16 protein-coding genes are annotated in these 16,857 nt (G+C 46.2%); 6 read left to right on the top strand and 10 right to left on the bottom strand.

The window, feature by feature from the left end; genetic code table 11:
• The first annotated feature begins 214 nt into the window (after window positions 1-214).
• On the top strand, window positions 215-2,926 hold the full coding sequence (gene acnA / locus AB4Z17_RS05400; RefSeq protein WP_441958595.1) for an aconitate hydratase AcnA: 2,712 nt from the start codon (window positions 215-217) through the stop codon (window positions 2,924-2,926).
• A gap of 1,089 nt (window positions 2,927-4,015) precedes the next feature.
• Window positions 4,016-5,215 (top strand): IS256 family transposase, encoded by a 1,200-nt coding sequence (locus AB4Z17_RS05395; protein WP_441958593.1) that lies wholly within the window; start codon window positions 4,016-4,018, stop codon window positions 5,213-5,215.
• 441 nt (window positions 5,216-5,656) lie between these two features.
• On the opposite strand, the gene AB4Z17_RS05390 is transcribed toward AB4Z17_RS05395, so the two are convergent.
• A complete protein-coding gene (locus AB4Z17_RS05390; RefSeq protein WP_076271916.1) occupies window positions 5,657-6,400 on the bottom strand; it encodes an IclR family transcriptional regulator in 744 nt (247 codons plus the stop codon).
• A gap of 252 nt (window positions 6,401-6,652) precedes the next feature.
• Between AB4Z17_RS05390 and AB4Z17_RS05385 the strand changes: the two genes are divergently transcribed.
• Window positions 6,653-7,708: an alpha/beta hydrolase gene (locus tag AB4Z17_RS05385; protein WP_441958591.1), complete on the top strand. Its 1,056-nt coding sequence runs from the start codon at window positions 6,653-6,655 to the stop codon at window positions 7,706-7,708.
• A gap of 82 nt (window positions 7,709-7,790) precedes the next feature.
• Window positions 7,791-8,876: a Fe-Mn family superoxide dismutase gene (locus tag AB4Z17_RS05380; protein WP_441958589.1), complete on the top strand. Its 1,086-nt coding sequence runs from the start codon at window positions 7,791-7,793 to the stop codon at window positions 8,874-8,876.
• Window positions 8,877-9,245: 369 nt separating this feature from the next.
• Here the strand turns inward: AB4Z17_RS05380 and folE are convergent, their stop codons facing one another.
• The 8 genes from folE to AB4Z17_RS05340 all read right to left on the bottom strand — a co-directional run bounded on the left by folE (window position 9,246) and on the right by AB4Z17_RS05340 (window position 14,148).
• Entirely contained in the window at window positions 9,246-9,839 is a 594-nt protein-coding gene (folE, locus tag AB4Z17_RS05375) for a GTP cyclohydrolase I FolE (protein WP_076268865.1), read from the bottom strand.
• 36 nt (window positions 9,840-9,875) lie between these two features.
• Window positions 9,876-10,097: a YneF family protein gene (locus AB4Z17_RS05370; RefSeq protein WP_053372732.1), complete on the bottom strand. Its 222-nt coding sequence runs from the start codon at window positions 10,095-10,097 to the stop codon at window positions 9,876-9,878.
• 127 nt (window positions 10,098-10,224) lie between these two features.
• A complete protein-coding gene (locus tag AB4Z17_RS05365) occupies window positions 10,225-10,758 on the bottom strand; it encodes a methylated-DNA--[protein]-cysteine S-methyltransferase (protein ID WP_441958587.1) in 534 nt (177 codons plus the stop codon).
• On the bottom strand, window positions 10,751-11,932 hold the full coding sequence (gene queG, locus AB4Z17_RS05360) for a tRNA epoxyqueuosine(34) reductase QueG (protein WP_441958585.1): 1,182 nt from the start codon (window positions 11,930-11,932) through the stop codon (window positions 10,751-10,753). The genes AB4Z17_RS05365 and queG overlap by 8 nt, the downstream gene beginning before the upstream one ends.
• The gene (gene rnhA, locus AB4Z17_RS05355; RefSeq protein WP_339206864.1) at window positions 11,933-12,367 is read right to left on the bottom strand and encodes a ribonuclease HI; all 435 of its coding nucleotides are present in this window, start codon (window positions 12,365-12,367) and stop codon (window positions 11,933-11,935) included.
• A gap of 70 nt (window positions 12,368-12,437) precedes the next feature.
• Entirely contained in the window at window positions 12,438-13,061 is a 624-nt protein-coding gene (lepB, locus tag AB4Z17_RS05350; protein ID WP_441958583.1) for a signal peptidase I, read from the bottom strand.
• Window positions 13,058-13,615, bottom strand: a complete 558-nt coding sequence (locus tag AB4Z17_RS05345) for a DUF402 domain-containing protein (RefSeq protein WP_441907989.1) — start codon at window positions 13,613-13,615, stop codon at window positions 13,058-13,060. Before AB4Z17_RS05345 ends, lepB begins: the two co-directional genes overlap by 4 nt.
• A gap of 110 nt (window positions 13,616-13,725) precedes the next feature.
• Window positions 13,726-14,148, bottom strand: coding sequence for a GNAT family N-acetyltransferase (locus AB4Z17_RS05340; protein ID WP_441958581.1), 423 nt, complete (start codon window positions 14,146-14,148; stop codon window positions 13,726-13,728).
• A gap of 355 nt (window positions 14,149-14,503) precedes the next feature.
• Here AB4Z17_RS05340 and AB4Z17_RS05335 point away from each other — a divergent pair, with 355 nt between their 5' ends.
• Window positions 14,504-15,115: a superoxide dismutase gene (locus tag AB4Z17_RS05335; protein ID WP_076268860.1), complete on the top strand. Its 612-nt coding sequence runs from the start codon at window positions 14,504-14,506 to the stop codon at window positions 15,113-15,115.
• 382 nt (window positions 15,116-15,497) lie between these two features.
• Here AB4Z17_RS05335 and AB4Z17_RS05330 read toward each other — a convergent pair whose 3' ends face one another.
• A complete protein-coding gene (locus AB4Z17_RS05330) occupies window positions 15,498-16,127 on the bottom strand; it encodes a hypothetical protein (RefSeq protein WP_441958579.1) in 630 nt (209 codons plus the stop codon).
• Window positions 16,128-16,646: 519 nt separating this feature from the next.
• On the opposite strand from AB4Z17_RS05330, the gene AB4Z17_RS05325 reads away from it, so the two are divergent.
• Window positions 16,647-16,857 (top strand): hypothetical protein (locus tag AB4Z17_RS05325; RefSeq protein WP_441958577.1); only part of this gene is annotated, 211 nt, incomplete at its 3' end.

Genomic DNA, 16,857 nt, shown 5'->3' with positions numbered 1-16,857 from the left:
TAAACTTGTCGCTGATTAACTGCTTCATTATATGAGGCACTCTGCCATTTCATGTAACATTCATTGAGGATCATTTTCAATGCCATTTCCAAGCGCATAAAGACATAATTGGACTTTACGGAAGGACTATTTTAACGATATACTATAGATATAGAAATTATGAAATAGTGTTTCACAGAATGAAACTCAGACTACAGTTAAAAGGAGAATGACGATGTCTACACAAAATCATTATTCAGTTCGCACAACGCTTGACGCTGGCGGCAAGTCTTATGCTTACTACCGTCTAGGCGGACTTGAAGAGCAAGGACTAGGCGATATTTCCAAGCTTCCTTTTTCAATTAAAGTATTGCTTGAGGCTGCTGTTCGTCAATTTGATGGACGCGCGATTACCCCTGAACATGTAAAGCAACTTGCTACATGGGCTGACGGACGCGAAGATAAAGAAATTCCTTTCATCCCTGCTCGTATCGTTTTGCAGGATTTCACAGGCGTACCGGTTGTCGTTGACCTTGCTGCAATGCGCGACACTGTGAAAAAAGCAGGCGGAGATCCGAAAAAAATCAACCCGCTCGTACCAGTTGACCTTGTAATTGACCACTCGATCATGGTTGATGCATTTGGTTCACCTGAAGCACTTGAGTACAATACTAAAGTTGAATTTGAGCGCAACGAAGAGCGTTACCGTTTCCTTCKCTGGGCACAAACAGCATTTGATAACTTCCGCGCGGTTCCGCCAGGTACAGGTATCGTTCACCAAGTTAACTTGGAGTACCTTGCATCTGTTGCAGCTACAAAAACAGTTGACGGCGAAACAGTCGTATTCCCTGACTCCCTCGTAGGTACGGATTCCCACACTACGATGATCAACGGTCTAGGCGTAGTTGGCTGGGGCGTTGGCGGTATCGAGGCTGAGGCTGGTATGCTTGGTCAACCGCTTTACTTTGTAATGCCAGAAGTTATCGGCTTCAAATTGACAGGCAAACTTGCAGAAGGTTCAACAGCAACTGACCTTGCGCTTACGGTTACTCAAATTTTGCGTAAAAAAGGCGTTGTTGGTAAATTTGTTGAGTTCTTCGGTCCTGGTCTATCGAACATCAGCCTTGCTGACCGTGCAACAGTTGCCAACATGGCACCAGAATATGGCGCTACAATCGGCTTCTTCCCTGTTGATAACGAAACTCTTAGCTACTTGCGCCAAACTGGCCGCAATGAGGATCTTATTGAGCTTGTTGGCTCTTACTACAAAGCGCAAGACATGTTCCGTACAGACGAGACTCCAGATCCAGTATTCTCGGATGTTGTTGAGCTTGATCTTTCGACAATCGTTCCTTCCCTTGCAGGCCCGAAACGTCCTCAAGACCGCGTAGAGCTTACTGCAATGAAGGAATCCTTCAATAGCATCATCCGCACACCGATTGACAAAGGCGGCTACGGTCTGTCCGATGAGAAAATCGAGCAGTTCGTTACTGTTAACCATAATGACGGCCAAGTTAGCCAAATGGGTACTGGCGCAGTCGTTATCGCAGCTATTACAAGCTGTACGAACACTTCGAACCCAAGCGTAATGGTTGGCGCTGGTCTAGTTGCTAAGAAAGCAGTAGCACTTGGACTTAAGAAACCTGCTTATGTAAAAAGCTCCCTAACACCGGGCTCGCTCGTTGTTACGGAATATTTGACAAAAGCAAACCTAATCGAGCCGCTTGAAGCACTTGGCTTCCACGTTGCTGGTTACGGCTGTGCGACTTGTATCGGTAACTCCGGTCCACTTCCAGACGAAGTAAGCAAAGCGATCATCGACAATGACATGACCGTATCTGCTGTACTTTCCGGTAACCGTAACTTTGAAGGCCGTGTCCATGCACAAGTAAAAGCAAACTATTTGGCTTCTCCGCCACTAGTTATCGCTTATGCGCTTGCTGGAACGACTAACATCGATTTGACAACTGATCCAATCGGTTTCACTGAAGACAACAAGCCTGTATTCCTAAAAGATATTTGGCCAACGTCGCAAGAAATCAACGACGCAATGACAGCTGCGCTTAACCCGCAAATGTTCCGTGACAAATACGAAAACGTATTTACACAAAATGAGCGTTGGAACGCAATTTCGGTACCAAAGGGCGAAAGCTACGAGTGGGATGCAAAATCAACTTACATCCAAAACCCGCCGTTCTTCGAAAACCTAAGCTCCGAGCTTTCTGATATCAAAGATATCCATACAGCAAACGTACTTGCTCTTATGGGCGATTCCGTAACAACGGATCATATCTCACCTGCTGGTAACATCACAGTTAACAGCCCAGGCGGTCAATACTTGATCGAAAACGGCGTTAAACGCGAAGACTTCAACTCTTACGGCTCGCGTCGTGGTAACCATGAAGTTATGATGCGCGGTACGTTTGCGAACATTCGTATTCGTAACCAAGTGGCTCCAGGTACAGAGGGCGGCGTAACGACTTACCTTCCAACGGATGAAGTAATGTCGATCTACGATGCATCGATGAAATATCAAAACGAAGGCAAAAACCTTGTCGTTCTTGCTGGTAAAGAGTACGGTACTGGTAGCTCGCGTGACTGGGCTGCAAAAGGTACATTCCTACTAGGCGTCAAAGCTGTTATCGCTGAAAGCTTCGAGCGTATTCACCGCTCCAATCTGGTTGGTATGGGCGTATTGCCACTCYAATTCCCAGAAGGTCAAGGCTGGAAGACGCTTAACATCACTGGCCGCGAAACATTCGACATCGTTGGCTTGTCAAATGACGTTACCCCAGGTTCGCAAGTTACCGTTACGGCTACTCGCGAAGACGGCACGACATTCGACTTCCCAGCAATTGTACGTCTTGACTCGGTAGTTGACGTTGATTACTATCGCAACGGCGGTATCCTGCAAACTGTACTTCGTCAAATGATCGCTAACATGTAATAATCTGCGCATATCCTGCGCCGTATCAAAAAGAGCTTTGCCGATTCGTCGGCAAAGCTCTTTTTTCGTTTGTTATTAAGCAATGGCGTTGTTACTTGCTTCTTATTATTTGTTTCATGTTATGTTTTACGTGTTACCTGTCACTGTACGCTGGAACAATTTCCGCGGCCTATGCTTGGCTCGTGGCTCCAGTACCTCCAAACATGCTCAATCAATCATTATGAGTTTAAGCATGATTGCACAGCCAACACCTTAGTCATGCTCCCCTCCGAGAGCAGGCGCGCCGCTAAATCATCAGTCTTAGTCACGCTTGTAGTGTCATTGCCTCACTTTATCGCACAAAAACTTCATCTATCCGACATAGGAGCACAGCCACGCTCCCCTCCCAGGGCAGGCGCGCAGCTACAACAATCACATTAGTCCTCAACTGTACTTCAAGAGTCATTGCTTCACTTTATCGCACAAGGCCTCATCTAACGGACATAGGATCCGTTATTTACTACAAATAACGTCCACAACAAATTTAACGGACATACGATCCGCTAATTGTCCTATTTCGAGCATAAACCTACCTTTTGTAGCCCAATAGCGTACCCTATGTCCGTAAGCCTCCCCAAAAAGGGGGATTCGAAGCAAATAACGTATCTGATGTCCGTTACAGCAAGTTTGGTTACTCAAGCTCCTAATTCCAACCTTCTTTTACTTCCAACGCTCACTATAATTATGAACTAAATTACAGTCAGCATTCTAGCCACGCTCCCCCACCCAAAGCAGGCGCGTAGTTATCACGTTAGTCCTGTAATTTGAGTTTGAGACCAAATTAAAGCCAACACCCTGCCACGATCCACCACCCGGAGCAGGCACGTAACTATCACAATCTCATTAGTCCGCAACTGCTCTTGAGTGCCATAGCTTCGCTATTATCGCATAATGCTCATCTTAACGGACATRGGATCCGTTATTTATTACAATTAACGTCCACAAGATGACGTACAATAGTTTGTGTACCAAGTTTTGGAGTCTATTCAAAACACAAAAAAGTAGGGTATCCTCGGGATTGCTGAGATCACCAAGAAGGAGCCCTACTCGATGAATACTATACCCGAAAATGCATTCAATGATCTACTTGAAAATACTGTTACAAAGCTGCTACAAGAAAAATTAGAGCTGCTTTTGCGAGAAGAGATTAAAAATTACATGAAAGTGGAGCAGCCCCACTTGCGCAATACTCGTAATGGTAACTACAAACGAACGTTCCAAACGAGATACGGAACAATCAACGAACTTCATGTGCCACGAGATCGCAAAGGATCATTTCAAACACGTTTATTTCAGCCCTATCAGCGTAGGGAAGGCTGGCTGGAAGAAGCCATTATTCACATGTACAAAGGCGGAATGAGCACAAGAGAAGTCGCTAAATTCGTAGAGAGCATGTTTGGAACACACTACTCGCCGACAACCATTAGTAATATTACTCAAACGGTTATGGAAGACATTGAACAGTGGCAGAATCGTCCGCTAGAGAAGCGTTACTCCGTTATCTATTTAGATGGTCTCTATGTCAAACTCAAGCGCAACACGGTCAGCAGTGAGGCCGTTTATTTAGTCATGGGAATTGACGAGAACGGAACTCGCCAAATTCTAGGTTTTTATGTCGGTGGACACGAAAGCTCTAATGGCTGGCGAGAAGTGCTTAAAGACCTGAAGCAACGTGGTGCAACGGATGTGCTCCTCGGGGTCTTTGACGGTTTACCAGGCTTGGAAGAAGCGTTTCGCGAAATTTACCCTAAAGCCGACGTCCAGCATTGCGTCGTTCATAAGGTACGAGCTACTTTTCCAAAAATTCGTGTGTCGGATAAAACCGAGTTTCTGGAAGATTTAAAGCAAGTATACACGGCAATTGATGGAGACGTCGCACGCGCTGTATTTGAGAATTTTAAAGGGAAATGGAGCAAGCAGTACCCTAAAGAGGTGAAATCCTGGGAAGTGCAGCTCCCAACGCTTTTAACTTTTTACAAATACCCAACGTTGACATGGCCCGCCATCTACACAACCAATCCGATTGAACGTATGAATAAGGAACTTCGTAAACGTTTGAAGCCTATGAATAGCCTAACGAATATTGAAGCTGCGGAGAAGATTATTTACTTACAAGCACTCGACTACAATGAAAAATGGTGTGGCAGAGCCATACGCGGGTTTGTAGATGCCGATACAAAGGCTTCATTTGAAGAGATGTACACCAAGCGATATGGAAAAGCCTTACCCGAACAACCAATAATGATCTAATGTTCCGATGGATAATCTTACTACACAAACTTCTTGACGCTACCGTCCACAACAAATTTAACGGACATACGTACCGCTATTTGTCCCATTTCGAGCATAAACCTACCTTTTTAAGCCCAATAGCGTACCTTATGTCCGTTAGCTACCCCAAAAGTAAGGAAAAGGAGCAAATAGCGTATCTGATGTCCGTTACCTTCTCTAAAAAGTAAAACACAGGAGCATCCGCTCCATCCGATTTGATGACTCAATTCTGCAATTCATAAGCTACAATCTCGCTTGGAGCATAAATACTAGTTTAAAACCTAGATGCAGCAACCGCTCGCTAAGCAACATCCCAGCAATGGCGTAGCTTAAACGGGATACACTACCCAACGCCCCTAATGTGTTTAAACAAAAACAGCAGGCTCGAGGATCACCTCATGCCTGCTGTTTCTTTTATGACTATAGAATCATCGTACCCATCCGTTTGGCGGACTCCATCATGACCGGGGCGTATTCCCTCATCGTGTCCATGGTCATCCTGCTGGCAGGACCCGACACGGATAATGCAGCAGCGAGCTTGCCGGTACGGTTAAAGATAGGCGCAGAAAGCGCCGCTGCTCCCGGTTCCCGTTCCTCGAAGCTTGTGGCATATCCCTGCATACAAATCTCTTCGAGCTGCTGCTTGTATTGATCCAAATCCAGAGAGTACAGCCAAGCTGGATCTCCAAAAATGCTTTCCTGTACGATCGGATCTGAATAAGCGATCAGCACCTTGCTCGATGCGCCAGCATAAAGCGGCAGTCTCACGCCTACAGGCGCTACCCGCCTAACGGGTTGATTGCTTTGCACGGCTTGCATACGAATCCGCTCAGAGCCGTCTCTTACGTATATGCTAACGGTCTCGCCCAGCTGGTCGCGTAAACGCTCCATCTCAGGCAGCCATATTGTTGCTTGATCATCTGAACGTGATAAATGGGCTGACAGCTCCCACATTTTTAAACCCAAATGATATCGGTCTGTCGAGCGATCGCGCTCGATGAAGCCTTTCTCTTCGAGCGTGGCGAGCATCCGGTGCACCGTGCTTTTGTGCAGGCCAACCTGTTCGGCAATCTCAGTCATTGCCCAGTCTGTTTTTGAAATAAAACACAGCAATATATCAAGCGCCCGATCCACTGCTCGAACCGTCGATTTTCCATCTTCCATGCAGCCACAGCTCCCTCTCCAAAAGTTTCATCCAATGAAACCGATTCTCATTCAGTATAACTCATCGCTTCCATTATCGTAAAGAACAGTTGTTTACATTACAGTAATATTACAAATGATTAACATTACCTCGACAACAATTGACAGGCTTATAGGACCGGACTACGATAAAAGTACTAGATAAGAAAAGCGCTTACAACGATCCGATATATGAGTCTAATGGACGGTTACTTACAGAGGGAGGACAACGACATGAGCACGACTATAATGACACCCTTGCCACTTGAAGGCGGATTTCCAAAAAACCTTCATCCCTTCCCGCTTGGCGATTCGGATAACCTGTCCCAATTGCGCAAAACCAAAAGCCGCAGCAAGCATTTGCTGGTTGCTTCCATTGCTTCCCTTACGGCAATGTGTTTGATTGCTGTCATTATTTTTCATGGCTATGTCGCATGGATGCTTGCATACCCTTATGTAGCCCCACTCTCCTCTAATCCGCAAGCGGCTATCGGCCTAGATTACGAGGATGTCATTTTCCCTAGCAAAAGCGGAAATACGACGGTCAGCGGCTGGTTCATTCCTGCTGAGAGTGATGCAAGCGAAGCGGCTCCTTCAGCACGAACTGTTGTTTTCAGCCACGGTTATGGCGCTAATCGCGAAGAATCATGGGTACCGATGTATGAGCTCTCGAAGCTGCTGCACGGTTTAAACTATAATATATTGTTGTTTGACTACGGCTATGCATCTAAGGAGTACAAAGCTCCGGCCACTGGCGGCCTTGAGGAGTCACAACAGCTGCTTGCTGCAGTAGATTATGCAAAATCACGCGGAGCGGAGGACATCGTCGTCTGGGGCTTCTCAATGGGTGCAGGAACGGCACTGCAAGCAGGACTGCAGACCGATGACATTGATGCCATGATACTCGACAGTCTTTTCATCCCGAGCCCCGAGGCATTATTTGATAACTTGAATCAATTTGTTTCATTGCCGCAGTTCTCTTTGCCGCTTATTGAATCGATGATCCCCCTTTGGACGGGTACAAGCTTTGGATCTATTCCGGCAAGCGAGGTTTTATCTAACGTTTACGATATCCCGTTATTTATCATCCACGGCACAGAAGATTCAAAGGCGCCTTACCAAACCGCAGAAGCTATTGCTGAAGGGCAAGGCAACGTTCTATCTCGCTCTTGGATCGTTCCCGAAGGCAAGCACGAATTGCTGTTCCAAGTTCATCCGAGCGAATATATCCAAAGAGCAGCCCTATTTCTAAGCCAAGTCGATCAACAGCTCCAAGCAGAACGAACATAATAATGAAGCACGACATAAGCCCGCTTACGAGCGAATACATCTAACATAGATGCATTTGTTGCGAAAAAGGGAGGCGATGGTCGTGCTTTTYGTTTATGGAACGCTCATGCCCGTTCGCGTAATGGAATTAGTTAGACATTGGAAGCTGCAAGAGAAAGAGCATATCGCTGTTATTTTGCAGGCAGCGCCTGAGATGGAACGCCAGTATGTTCAGCTTCTCCAAGCATGGGAGCCTGTTTTCTCCAATACCGCTCAATATACTAATCAATGGCTGGATGAATGGCTTCCCATTCCGTCACGCTTGCCATCCTATATGGAACAAACGATTGAAGCGGTTGTAGAGACATCTCTTGAACAATCAAGAACGTATGTCGATCAACTCAGGCAGCTAACCGAGCGCACCGCGTCGGCYTCTTCTGATGTTACCAAATCCGTCATCTCTCACGCCATTCGTGAATCCAACTATTATATCGGCTTAATGAGCTCCTATCGACAAAAGGTAACCAGCTCAGGCAATAATCAGCACCGTACAATTGTCCAGCAAGTCCCCATCGGGGGACATACACTGCCTCCTCTGCCCTATGCTTACAGTGCCCTCGAGCCTTATATCGATGAGCATACGATGCGAATCCATCATGATATACACCATCAGTCCTATGTCGATGGTCTAAATGAAGCGGAATTGCAGCTCAAAATCGCACGCGAGACGAATCAATTTGAGCTGGTTAAGCATTGGGAGCGAGAGCTTGCTTTTAACGGTGCCGGCCACTACTTACATACTCTATTCTGGAGCATCATGACGCCCTATGGTGGTGGTGAACCGATAGGAGCTCTCAGCCAGCAAATCCGAAATGATTTTGGCAGCTTCTCCGCCTTTAAGAATCAATTCAGCAAGGCAGCGGCGAAGGTGGAGGGAAGCGGCTGGGCGATTCTAGTTTGGAGTCCACGCAGCAGCCGGCTTGAAATATTAACCGCAGAGAAACATCAGAATTTATCACAATGGGATGTTGTGCCTTTGTTGGCCTTGGATGTGTGGGAGCACGCCTATTATTTAAAACATCAAAACAAACGGCCTGAGTATATTCAAGATTGGTGGAATATCGTGAATTGGACGTTCGTTAGTGATCGATTTGAAGAAGCTCGAAAGCTCGTATGGGTGCCATTTTAATCTATTTAGCAAAAAAAGCCCGACACGGGAGCTGGGGACTAAACTGACCCCGGTTCACTGTCGGACTTTTTCAAAATATAAGAAAGCATATCATTTTCTCATACTTATCTTATATTTCTCCGTCAAAGCTGCTTCAGCGTCTAAGGACGCCGAAGGCGTTTTTGCTTGAAATATAAGAAAGTATATCATTTTCTCATACTTATCATATATTTCACCGTCAAAGCTGCTTCAGCGTCTAAGGACGCCGAAGGCGTTTTTGCTTGAAATATAAGAAAATATATCATTTTCTCATACTTATCTTATATTTCACCGTCAAAGCTGCTTCAGCATCCAAAGGACGCCGAAGGCGTTTTTGCTTGTTTATATCGTCTATTGCTTTAATAATGTCAAAAACTCGGAGCGAAGCGCAGGATTACTGCGGAAGTCGCCTCTTACCGCCGACGTTACGGTCATGCTGCCAGGCTTCTTCACCCCGCGTGAGCACATGCACAAATGCTCGCCTTCCACGACGACCATGACGCCATGCGGCTGCAGCTCCTCAGTAAGGATATCCGCAATTTGTGATGTAATCCGCTCTTGCACCTGCAGGCGGCGAGTAATCGCCTCTACGAGTCTAGCAAGCTTGCTAAGACCAGCGATTTTGCCGCTAGGAATGTAGCCAATGTGCGCTTTTCCGAAAAACGGCGCCATATGATGCTCGCACTGGCTGTAATAAACGATATCTTTTACAATGACAAGCTCTTCATGCTGCTCATCGAACGTAACGCCCAGCACCTCACGAGGATCAACCTCATATCCGGCAAAAATCTCCTCATACATTCGAGTCACACGAGCGGGTGTTTCCAGCAAGCCTTCACGCTCTACATCTTCACCGACAAGTTTTAATATTTCTCTTATGTGATGTTCAATTTGCTCCCGGTTGCTCGAAACACTCGAATTGACGTAATCTTTCTTTCCCGCCATTTCTGAACTCTCCTTCCGGTCCCCCCGCGTCTTTCTTTATCTGCGAGGCATCTTTTGGTTTTTCATCATGTGCTGCGCTTTTTGCATTTGCTGCTTATTCAGATTGTAGCCCATTTGCTTCGCCATCTTCTGAATCATTTCTGGATCATTTTGCATTTTCTCAAGCTGCTTCCGCAGATAGAATACGCCTACAAAAAAGCCCCCAACAGCTCCTGCAATTAAAGTTACAATTGGTACAACAATGTTCACCCACGACATACCTTTCACCTGACCCTTTCCAAATCTCCTGCTGTGTATAATGTTCCCATGATAGCATGTTCACCTCTTGTTCGCAATGAACATGCTGACGCTCCGCTTAACCTTTTTGTGACAATTTTTGATGCTCTTATTTCGCACTCTTTTCCAGATTAAGCAGCGCGATTTTATTAGGAAGACCTCCGCCATAACCAATCATTTGGCCGCTTGCCCCAATCACGCGATGACAAGGCACGATGATCGAGACAGGGTTGCGATTGTTCGCTCCACCTACGGCACGCATAGCTCCAGGCTGATCCAGCATCACAGCGATATCCTTATAAGTACGCGTTTCCCCATAAGGGATTTGCTGCAAAGCTGCCCACACCTTCTGCTGAAACGGTGTGCCATACATTTGAATAGGCAGATCGAATTGCTGAAGCTCTCCGACAAAATAAAGCGCCAACTGCCTTGCTGCTTCATTCAGCTGTTCATGAGAGGCTGCTTCGACCCGCGTAATATCCGCGCCAACGTGCCCAAATACACGCTTCGTCCACTGCTCTAGTTTCTCTAAAGCCGTATCGTAAGGAGCAAAGTCCAAGTGGCAAATCCCTTTGTCCGTTGCCGTTAACGTCATCGGCCCGATAGGCGAATCGATCTCAGCCGTATAAAGTCGTTCACTCACTTGCGCCACCTGCTTCCAAGTTCTCTTCTGGAATCGTGCTTAATTGGGCAATGGCATTCGCAATCGCCTGCAGTGCTTCCTCGTCCGTTTCCTTCACTGATGCTCCAAGCAAAGCAGACTTTGCCTGCTCGCCGCCAATTCGCGCAAGCGACCATGCAGCTGTTCCGCGGAGCACCGGGCGCGGATCCTGCTCCAGCACCCGGATCAAATCCGGCACTGCGCTAGCCTCTTTAAAGTTGCCGAGCGCGATTACTGCATTGCGCTGAATCGGCTTCTTGCCCCGCCAAGCGGAGGATGTTCGGCCATATCTGGCTTGAAACTCCTTGTTGCCTATCGTTAGAAGCGGAACGAGCAGCGGCTTCACTAATTCCATATCCGGCTGCAGCTCTGGTTGATGCGTCCAGTTTTTGCCGCGGTTTATCGGGCAGACCGTCTGGCAAGTATCGCAGCCATAAAGCCGATTGCCGATTTTTCGCATGAACTCGTCCGATATCATTCCCTTCGTTTGTGTAACAAAGGAGATGCAGCGGCTTGAATTCAATTGCCCCGGTCCAACTAGTGCATCCGTCGGGCAAGCGTCAATACATTTGGTGCAGCTGCCGCAGCTTTCGGTTATCGGTTCATCCGGTTCAAATGGGACATTGGTAATCATCTCTCCAAGGTAAATCCACGAGCCGAGCTCCGGCGATATAATTGCGCAGTTTTTTGCGCTCCAGCCAATGCCTGCACGCTCAGCAACAGCGCGATCCGACAATGCGCCGGTATCGACCATGCTTTCCACGCGCAAATCCGGCATCCGCTCCCTTAGCCATGCTTCCAGCTTAGCAAGCCGATCGCGCAGCACTTTATGGTAATCTTCTCCCCAAGCCGAACGTGACATAATGCCCCGCCTTGCACCCGGTTCTGATTTAGGAGGGTCCTTCAGCTTGGATGGATAGGCAATGGCTATTGCAATAATCGACTGCGGATTTTCAAACAACAGCGCTGGATTCGTTCTTTTCTCAATGTCAGGCTCCTCGAAGCCAGACTCTCTTCCGAGCTCGCGGTGCCTAAGCAAAATTTGCTTTAATGATGTGAATGGATTCGCCGAAGCGATCCCTATCTTGTCGATGCCGAGGCTTGGTGCCGCCGCAATCATCTCTTCCTTCAGCTTTGCCCATCTATCTGTCATCATCTATAACCTTTTAATTGCTTCACGAGCCAGCTCGTCACAACGATTATTCCATTCATTATCGCTATGGCCTTTTACCTTTACGTATTCTACTTTATGACGCTGCATAAGCTCCCAAAGCGCTTTCCAAAGCTCTTGGTTCTCAACAGGCTCCTTCTTGCTGTTCTTCCAGCCGTTGCGCAGCCAGCCGTGTATCCAGCCTTTCTGGAAGCAATTCACGACATATGCTGAATCACTATACACCGTCACCTTACAGGGCTCCTTAAGCAGCTTCAACCCTTCGATTACTGCTTGGATTTCCATACGATTGTTCGTCGAGTGTTTCTCTCCACCTGAAATTTCCTTCTGATGAACGCCAAAAAACAGCACCGCTCCCCAGCCGCCCGGCCCCGGATTGCCGGAGCATGCACCGTCCGTATAGATCATAACGTCCTTCATAAGAATCCCTCCTAAAGGTTTGCGAATGCAAACTTACTTCGTAAGCAGGAGCTATTCACACACAAAGTGATTAAAGCGATCTTATCTTTTTGTAAGGCCATAAAATATAATCGGCTCTGCCGCGAATCAGCTCTTCTGGCACCGCGTGAAACGTCCGGCTGTCCAAGCTCGCCCTAGCATGTCGATTATCCCCCATTACAAAATAGTTTCCTTCGCTAATTACTTCAGGCCCGTAGCTCATATCTTCTATTAATGAATCCGTGTAAGGCTCGTCCACTAGCTCGCCGTTACGGTACAATTGTTTATTATGGATTTCGATACGATCACCGGAAACCCCAACGATCCTTTTTACAAGAAACTTTTCCTCGTCTTCCCCCATATCCGGTTCCTTCAGAATAACGACATCACCAACCATCGGCTTGCCGACCAGGTATACAAATTTATTAACAAACAGCCACTCATGCTCCGTTAACGTCGGCTCCATTGAATGACCTTCTACCTTCGAGAGGTTAAATACAAAAAAATGCAGAAGCAGCACCACAGCAAATGCAACAACCAATGTTTTCGACCAATCAAGCAGTTCTGCGAGCCAATTGGAGCGATTGCTTGCAACAGTATGGGCAGATAATCCCGCATCCACACTGATTCCTGCTTTTTCATTACTTGGCTTGCGATTCTGGTCCTCAAGGCTCATTGTTCCACCTCTTCACTTCGTTTCAGCCAATCCTCATAATACTTCAGCACAAGCTGATCCTGAAAAGGCGATTGCCCTTGATCCATCCGCTGCAAAAGCGCATCAAGACCCTCATGCACCTTTTCTTCGACCATTTTCGGATAGTGGTAAGCCGCTTTGTGCATTTCATATTCGTCTTGATCGACGACCGTTCTTCCACCATCAACTGTACGAATAACGTCCAAATCGTAATCGATATAGGTAAGCACATCACCCTGAATGTACAGCGGTGAGGCAATATTGCAATAATAGCGGACGCCTCCGTCCTCTAGCAGAGCCACTACATTGTACCACTGTCCTGGTATAAAAAAGGAGACTGCTGGGACGCGGCTGATCCATATCTTACCATCAGACTCTTGAATCGGCGTTTGGCGGTTTATGAGCACCTTAATGGATTCCGCTTTATGCTGCTCGTCAAGCAGCTCATCAGGCACAAGCCAATTCTGTTGCCATATACGGTGAATGTGACCGTTATGTTTGAAGCTTTTGATGACACAGTGCCGATATGGTTCCATCCCGTTCTCCTCATAAATGTATATAGTAATAAGAAAAGCATATCTGACCGCCAAAAGCAATGGCGATGCAGATATGCCCTGCGTACAACTTACATGCAGTAAAGTTCGCGTTAACCAGCTACAATGCTCAATTTCTGAAAAGATCTGATAAAATCGTTGGCTACATACCCCATCGACTCGTACAGCGGTAAAACTGGCTCGTTGTGCTCGTCCGCGGTAATTAGTATCTTTGTGACACGGCGCTGTTCGAAGCGCTGGCGCAATGCCTGGATAAGCGTTTTACCGATTCCTTTCCGCCTGTGGAGAGGAGATACAGCAATTCGATAATAATAACCTTTGTTATTATCAATCGTACCGATAATCATGCCCACAATTTCGGAATTTTCGACAGCGACTAATACTAAATCACTATCCCATSACAACTGGCGGGCAAAAGCTTCCATCGTTTGTTCGTAGCACTCTTCTGTTAGAACCTCTTCAAGCAGTGCTGTAATTGATCGGTAATCGGACAACTGGAAGGAACGAACATTCATTAAAATTACACCTTCTATACCATGTCATAGTATTGCATTTAAAATATATTACGACAAAATTAAACGAAATCCTGCTTCAATCTTTAATATTCCTTAAAAAAATTAAAGAAATCATCAATTATCTCATGTAAACGCTTAATATTAAGCGCTTACAACAATTTAATCCATTTATTTCTCTATAAATGCAGTTCTATCTTCCTAATCTGTATATTTTAGCTAGCGTCGAGATACCCTATTTTAGGTTATGTTTGATCGTTTTAGCCCATTCGACTTTTGAAACAATAATGTTGATTTATTCAATCGGATAAGGGATAATGGACATGGATAACTACATATAATTAGGAGGCTGTAAAAAATGGCACATCAACTACCTGCTTTGCCGTACGCGCACAACGCACTTGAGCCGCATATCGATGCGACTACAATGGAAATTCACCACGGCCGTCACCATAACGCTTACGTGACTAACCTTAACGCTGCTTTGGAGTCCGCTCCAGAATTGCAAAGCAAATCAATCGAAGATTTGATCTCCGATCTTGCTAGCGTTCCTGAAGCAATCCGTACTGCTGTTCGCAACAACGGCGGCGGACATGCTAACCACAGCTTGTTCTGGGAAACAATCGCTCCAAACGCTGGCGGAGCACCTACTGGCGCTCTTGCAGCAGCAATTGAAAGCGAGCTAGGCGGCTTTGAAGCTTTCAAAGCTGACTTCGCAAAAGCAGCAACAACACGTTTCGGCAGCGGCTGGGCATTCCTAGCAGTTGCAAACGGTAAATTGAAAGTATACAGCTTGCCAAACCAAGACAGCCCGATCATGGAAGGCGAAACGCCAATCCTAGGTCTTGATGTATGGGAGCACGCTTACTACCTGAACTACCAAAACAAACGCCCTGATTACATCGCAGCGTTCTGGAACGTAGTTAACTGGGATGAAGTTGGCAAACGTTACGAAGCAGCTGTTAAATAATATTGTTTTTCCAAACCGGCGCTTGCCTCTTTAATGAGGCAAACGCCGGTTTTTTTTATTTTTTTTGGTGCGTATAAGGTTGCTGGGTGTTGGAGTGCAAAGTTGCTTAAGTGCAGAGAAAAGAGTGGAATGTTTACAATGTGCATAAGGCGCGGGTGTTGGAGTTGGGTTACGATGCTGCTGCTGATGAGCTTAGGGTGCAGGAAGTTGAAGTACAACTTTGCCTATCTGCTAAGGTTCAGGGAGTTGAATTGTAACACTGACAATGCTCCTATGGTGTTGGGAGTTGAAGCACAACTCTGACAAGGTGCTTATGATACAGGGAGTTGAAGCACAACTCAACAATTTGCTTATGATACTCGTTAATTGCCGGCGTATTTTACTAATCCAACAAGCGTATGATTTCTTTTGCGTAAGTGTCCCAAGCTTTGTTATCGGTGTTGATTTCTAGAGTAGGAATGACTGAGCTTGCTGCTGCTTTTCGCAGTTTCAATTGAGTTGCTAGCAGTTCATCTGCTGCTGCTTTAATTTCTTCACTACTCTTACTCAACCATTCATCAGGCGTGCGGCTTTGAATTCTTAGTTCGGCTATTTCCGGAGATATCGTTAATAAAGCACATTTTGCCCCAAAGTGTAAGAGTTCCTTTTCGATAGCTTCAATTTCATTATTTTTTTTATCAGAATAGGCAACTCTATGATTTAAATGAAACCTTTCTAGTATAAAGAATACACCTCGCGAGCCGCGTGAAGCTCTCCCAAGCTTTGTTGACCATTCATCTAATTGCTTCAGCATAGCAACTCTTTCATTCAACAATTGGAGATGCTCTTCGTGACTTGATGTTATAAACTTACCACGCACGTTGTGCAGCACCTGAGAATAATGCTCGCTTAAAACGATAACACTTCGCTCTGCTGATTCGTCCTGCGCTTGCATTAGCTTTAACGACTTCAATACAGATGTTTTACCCGCATGCGAAAATCCTTCCAAAATAATGCCCCGCAGCTGACTCACCTAACGACCACCTTTTGTAAATATTTTCATACCATTATATAGGGACAGTTTCGCTATAGGCAAATATATACAAAAGATAGACATAGTGAGGCAGAGTGTATTCATTTATTTTCCGACTAGCTTGCCTGTAACTGGATAAAGGTTAGGTTAATCTCATTAGTATCATAGGAGCTTCTACCTTCAATAAAGGTTAGATTGCACTCTCCTTACGGACATAGGTTCCTCTATTTGGCGAAATTTACGCAAATTGAAGTTTTAACGGACATAGGATCCTTTATTTGCTGGAATTAGGGCCAATTGAGCTCATTTTGAGGGTAATAACGTATCCTATGTCCGTTAGTAGGCTAAACTTGCGTTTTAAGACAAAATAGCGGAACTGATGTCCGTTAAAAGCTCAACCAGATTACTAGTTCCCTTTTACTCCCGCCTCATACGCACACTCACCTCGTAGGCATTTGCCGCATACGCTACAGTAGGATAAATGCCTAATTTGCGATGTGAAGGAGTCTGAGTACTCTCATGGAATATACTTATGCTAATAATGTGAATTCTCGTCCAGCTAGCAAGGGCTGCGGTTGTGGCGGACCTCGAATGATCACGCCAACGCCTCAGCAAGGCGGGTTTGGGCCAGAGGGACCCGGCGGCTTTGGGCCGGGSGGACCCGGMGGCTTTGGGCCAGGGGCACCCGGCGGCTTTGGGCCAGGGGCACCCGGCGGCTTTGGRCCAGGGG

The organism is Paenibacillus sp. TAF43_2, assembly GCF_052113545.1.
Lineage (GTDB): Bacteria > Bacillota > Bacilli > Paenibacillales > Paenibacillaceae > Pristimantibacillus.
Note: the sequence above shows the minus strand (reverse complement) of the source record. Positions and strands in the feature narration are given on the sequence as shown.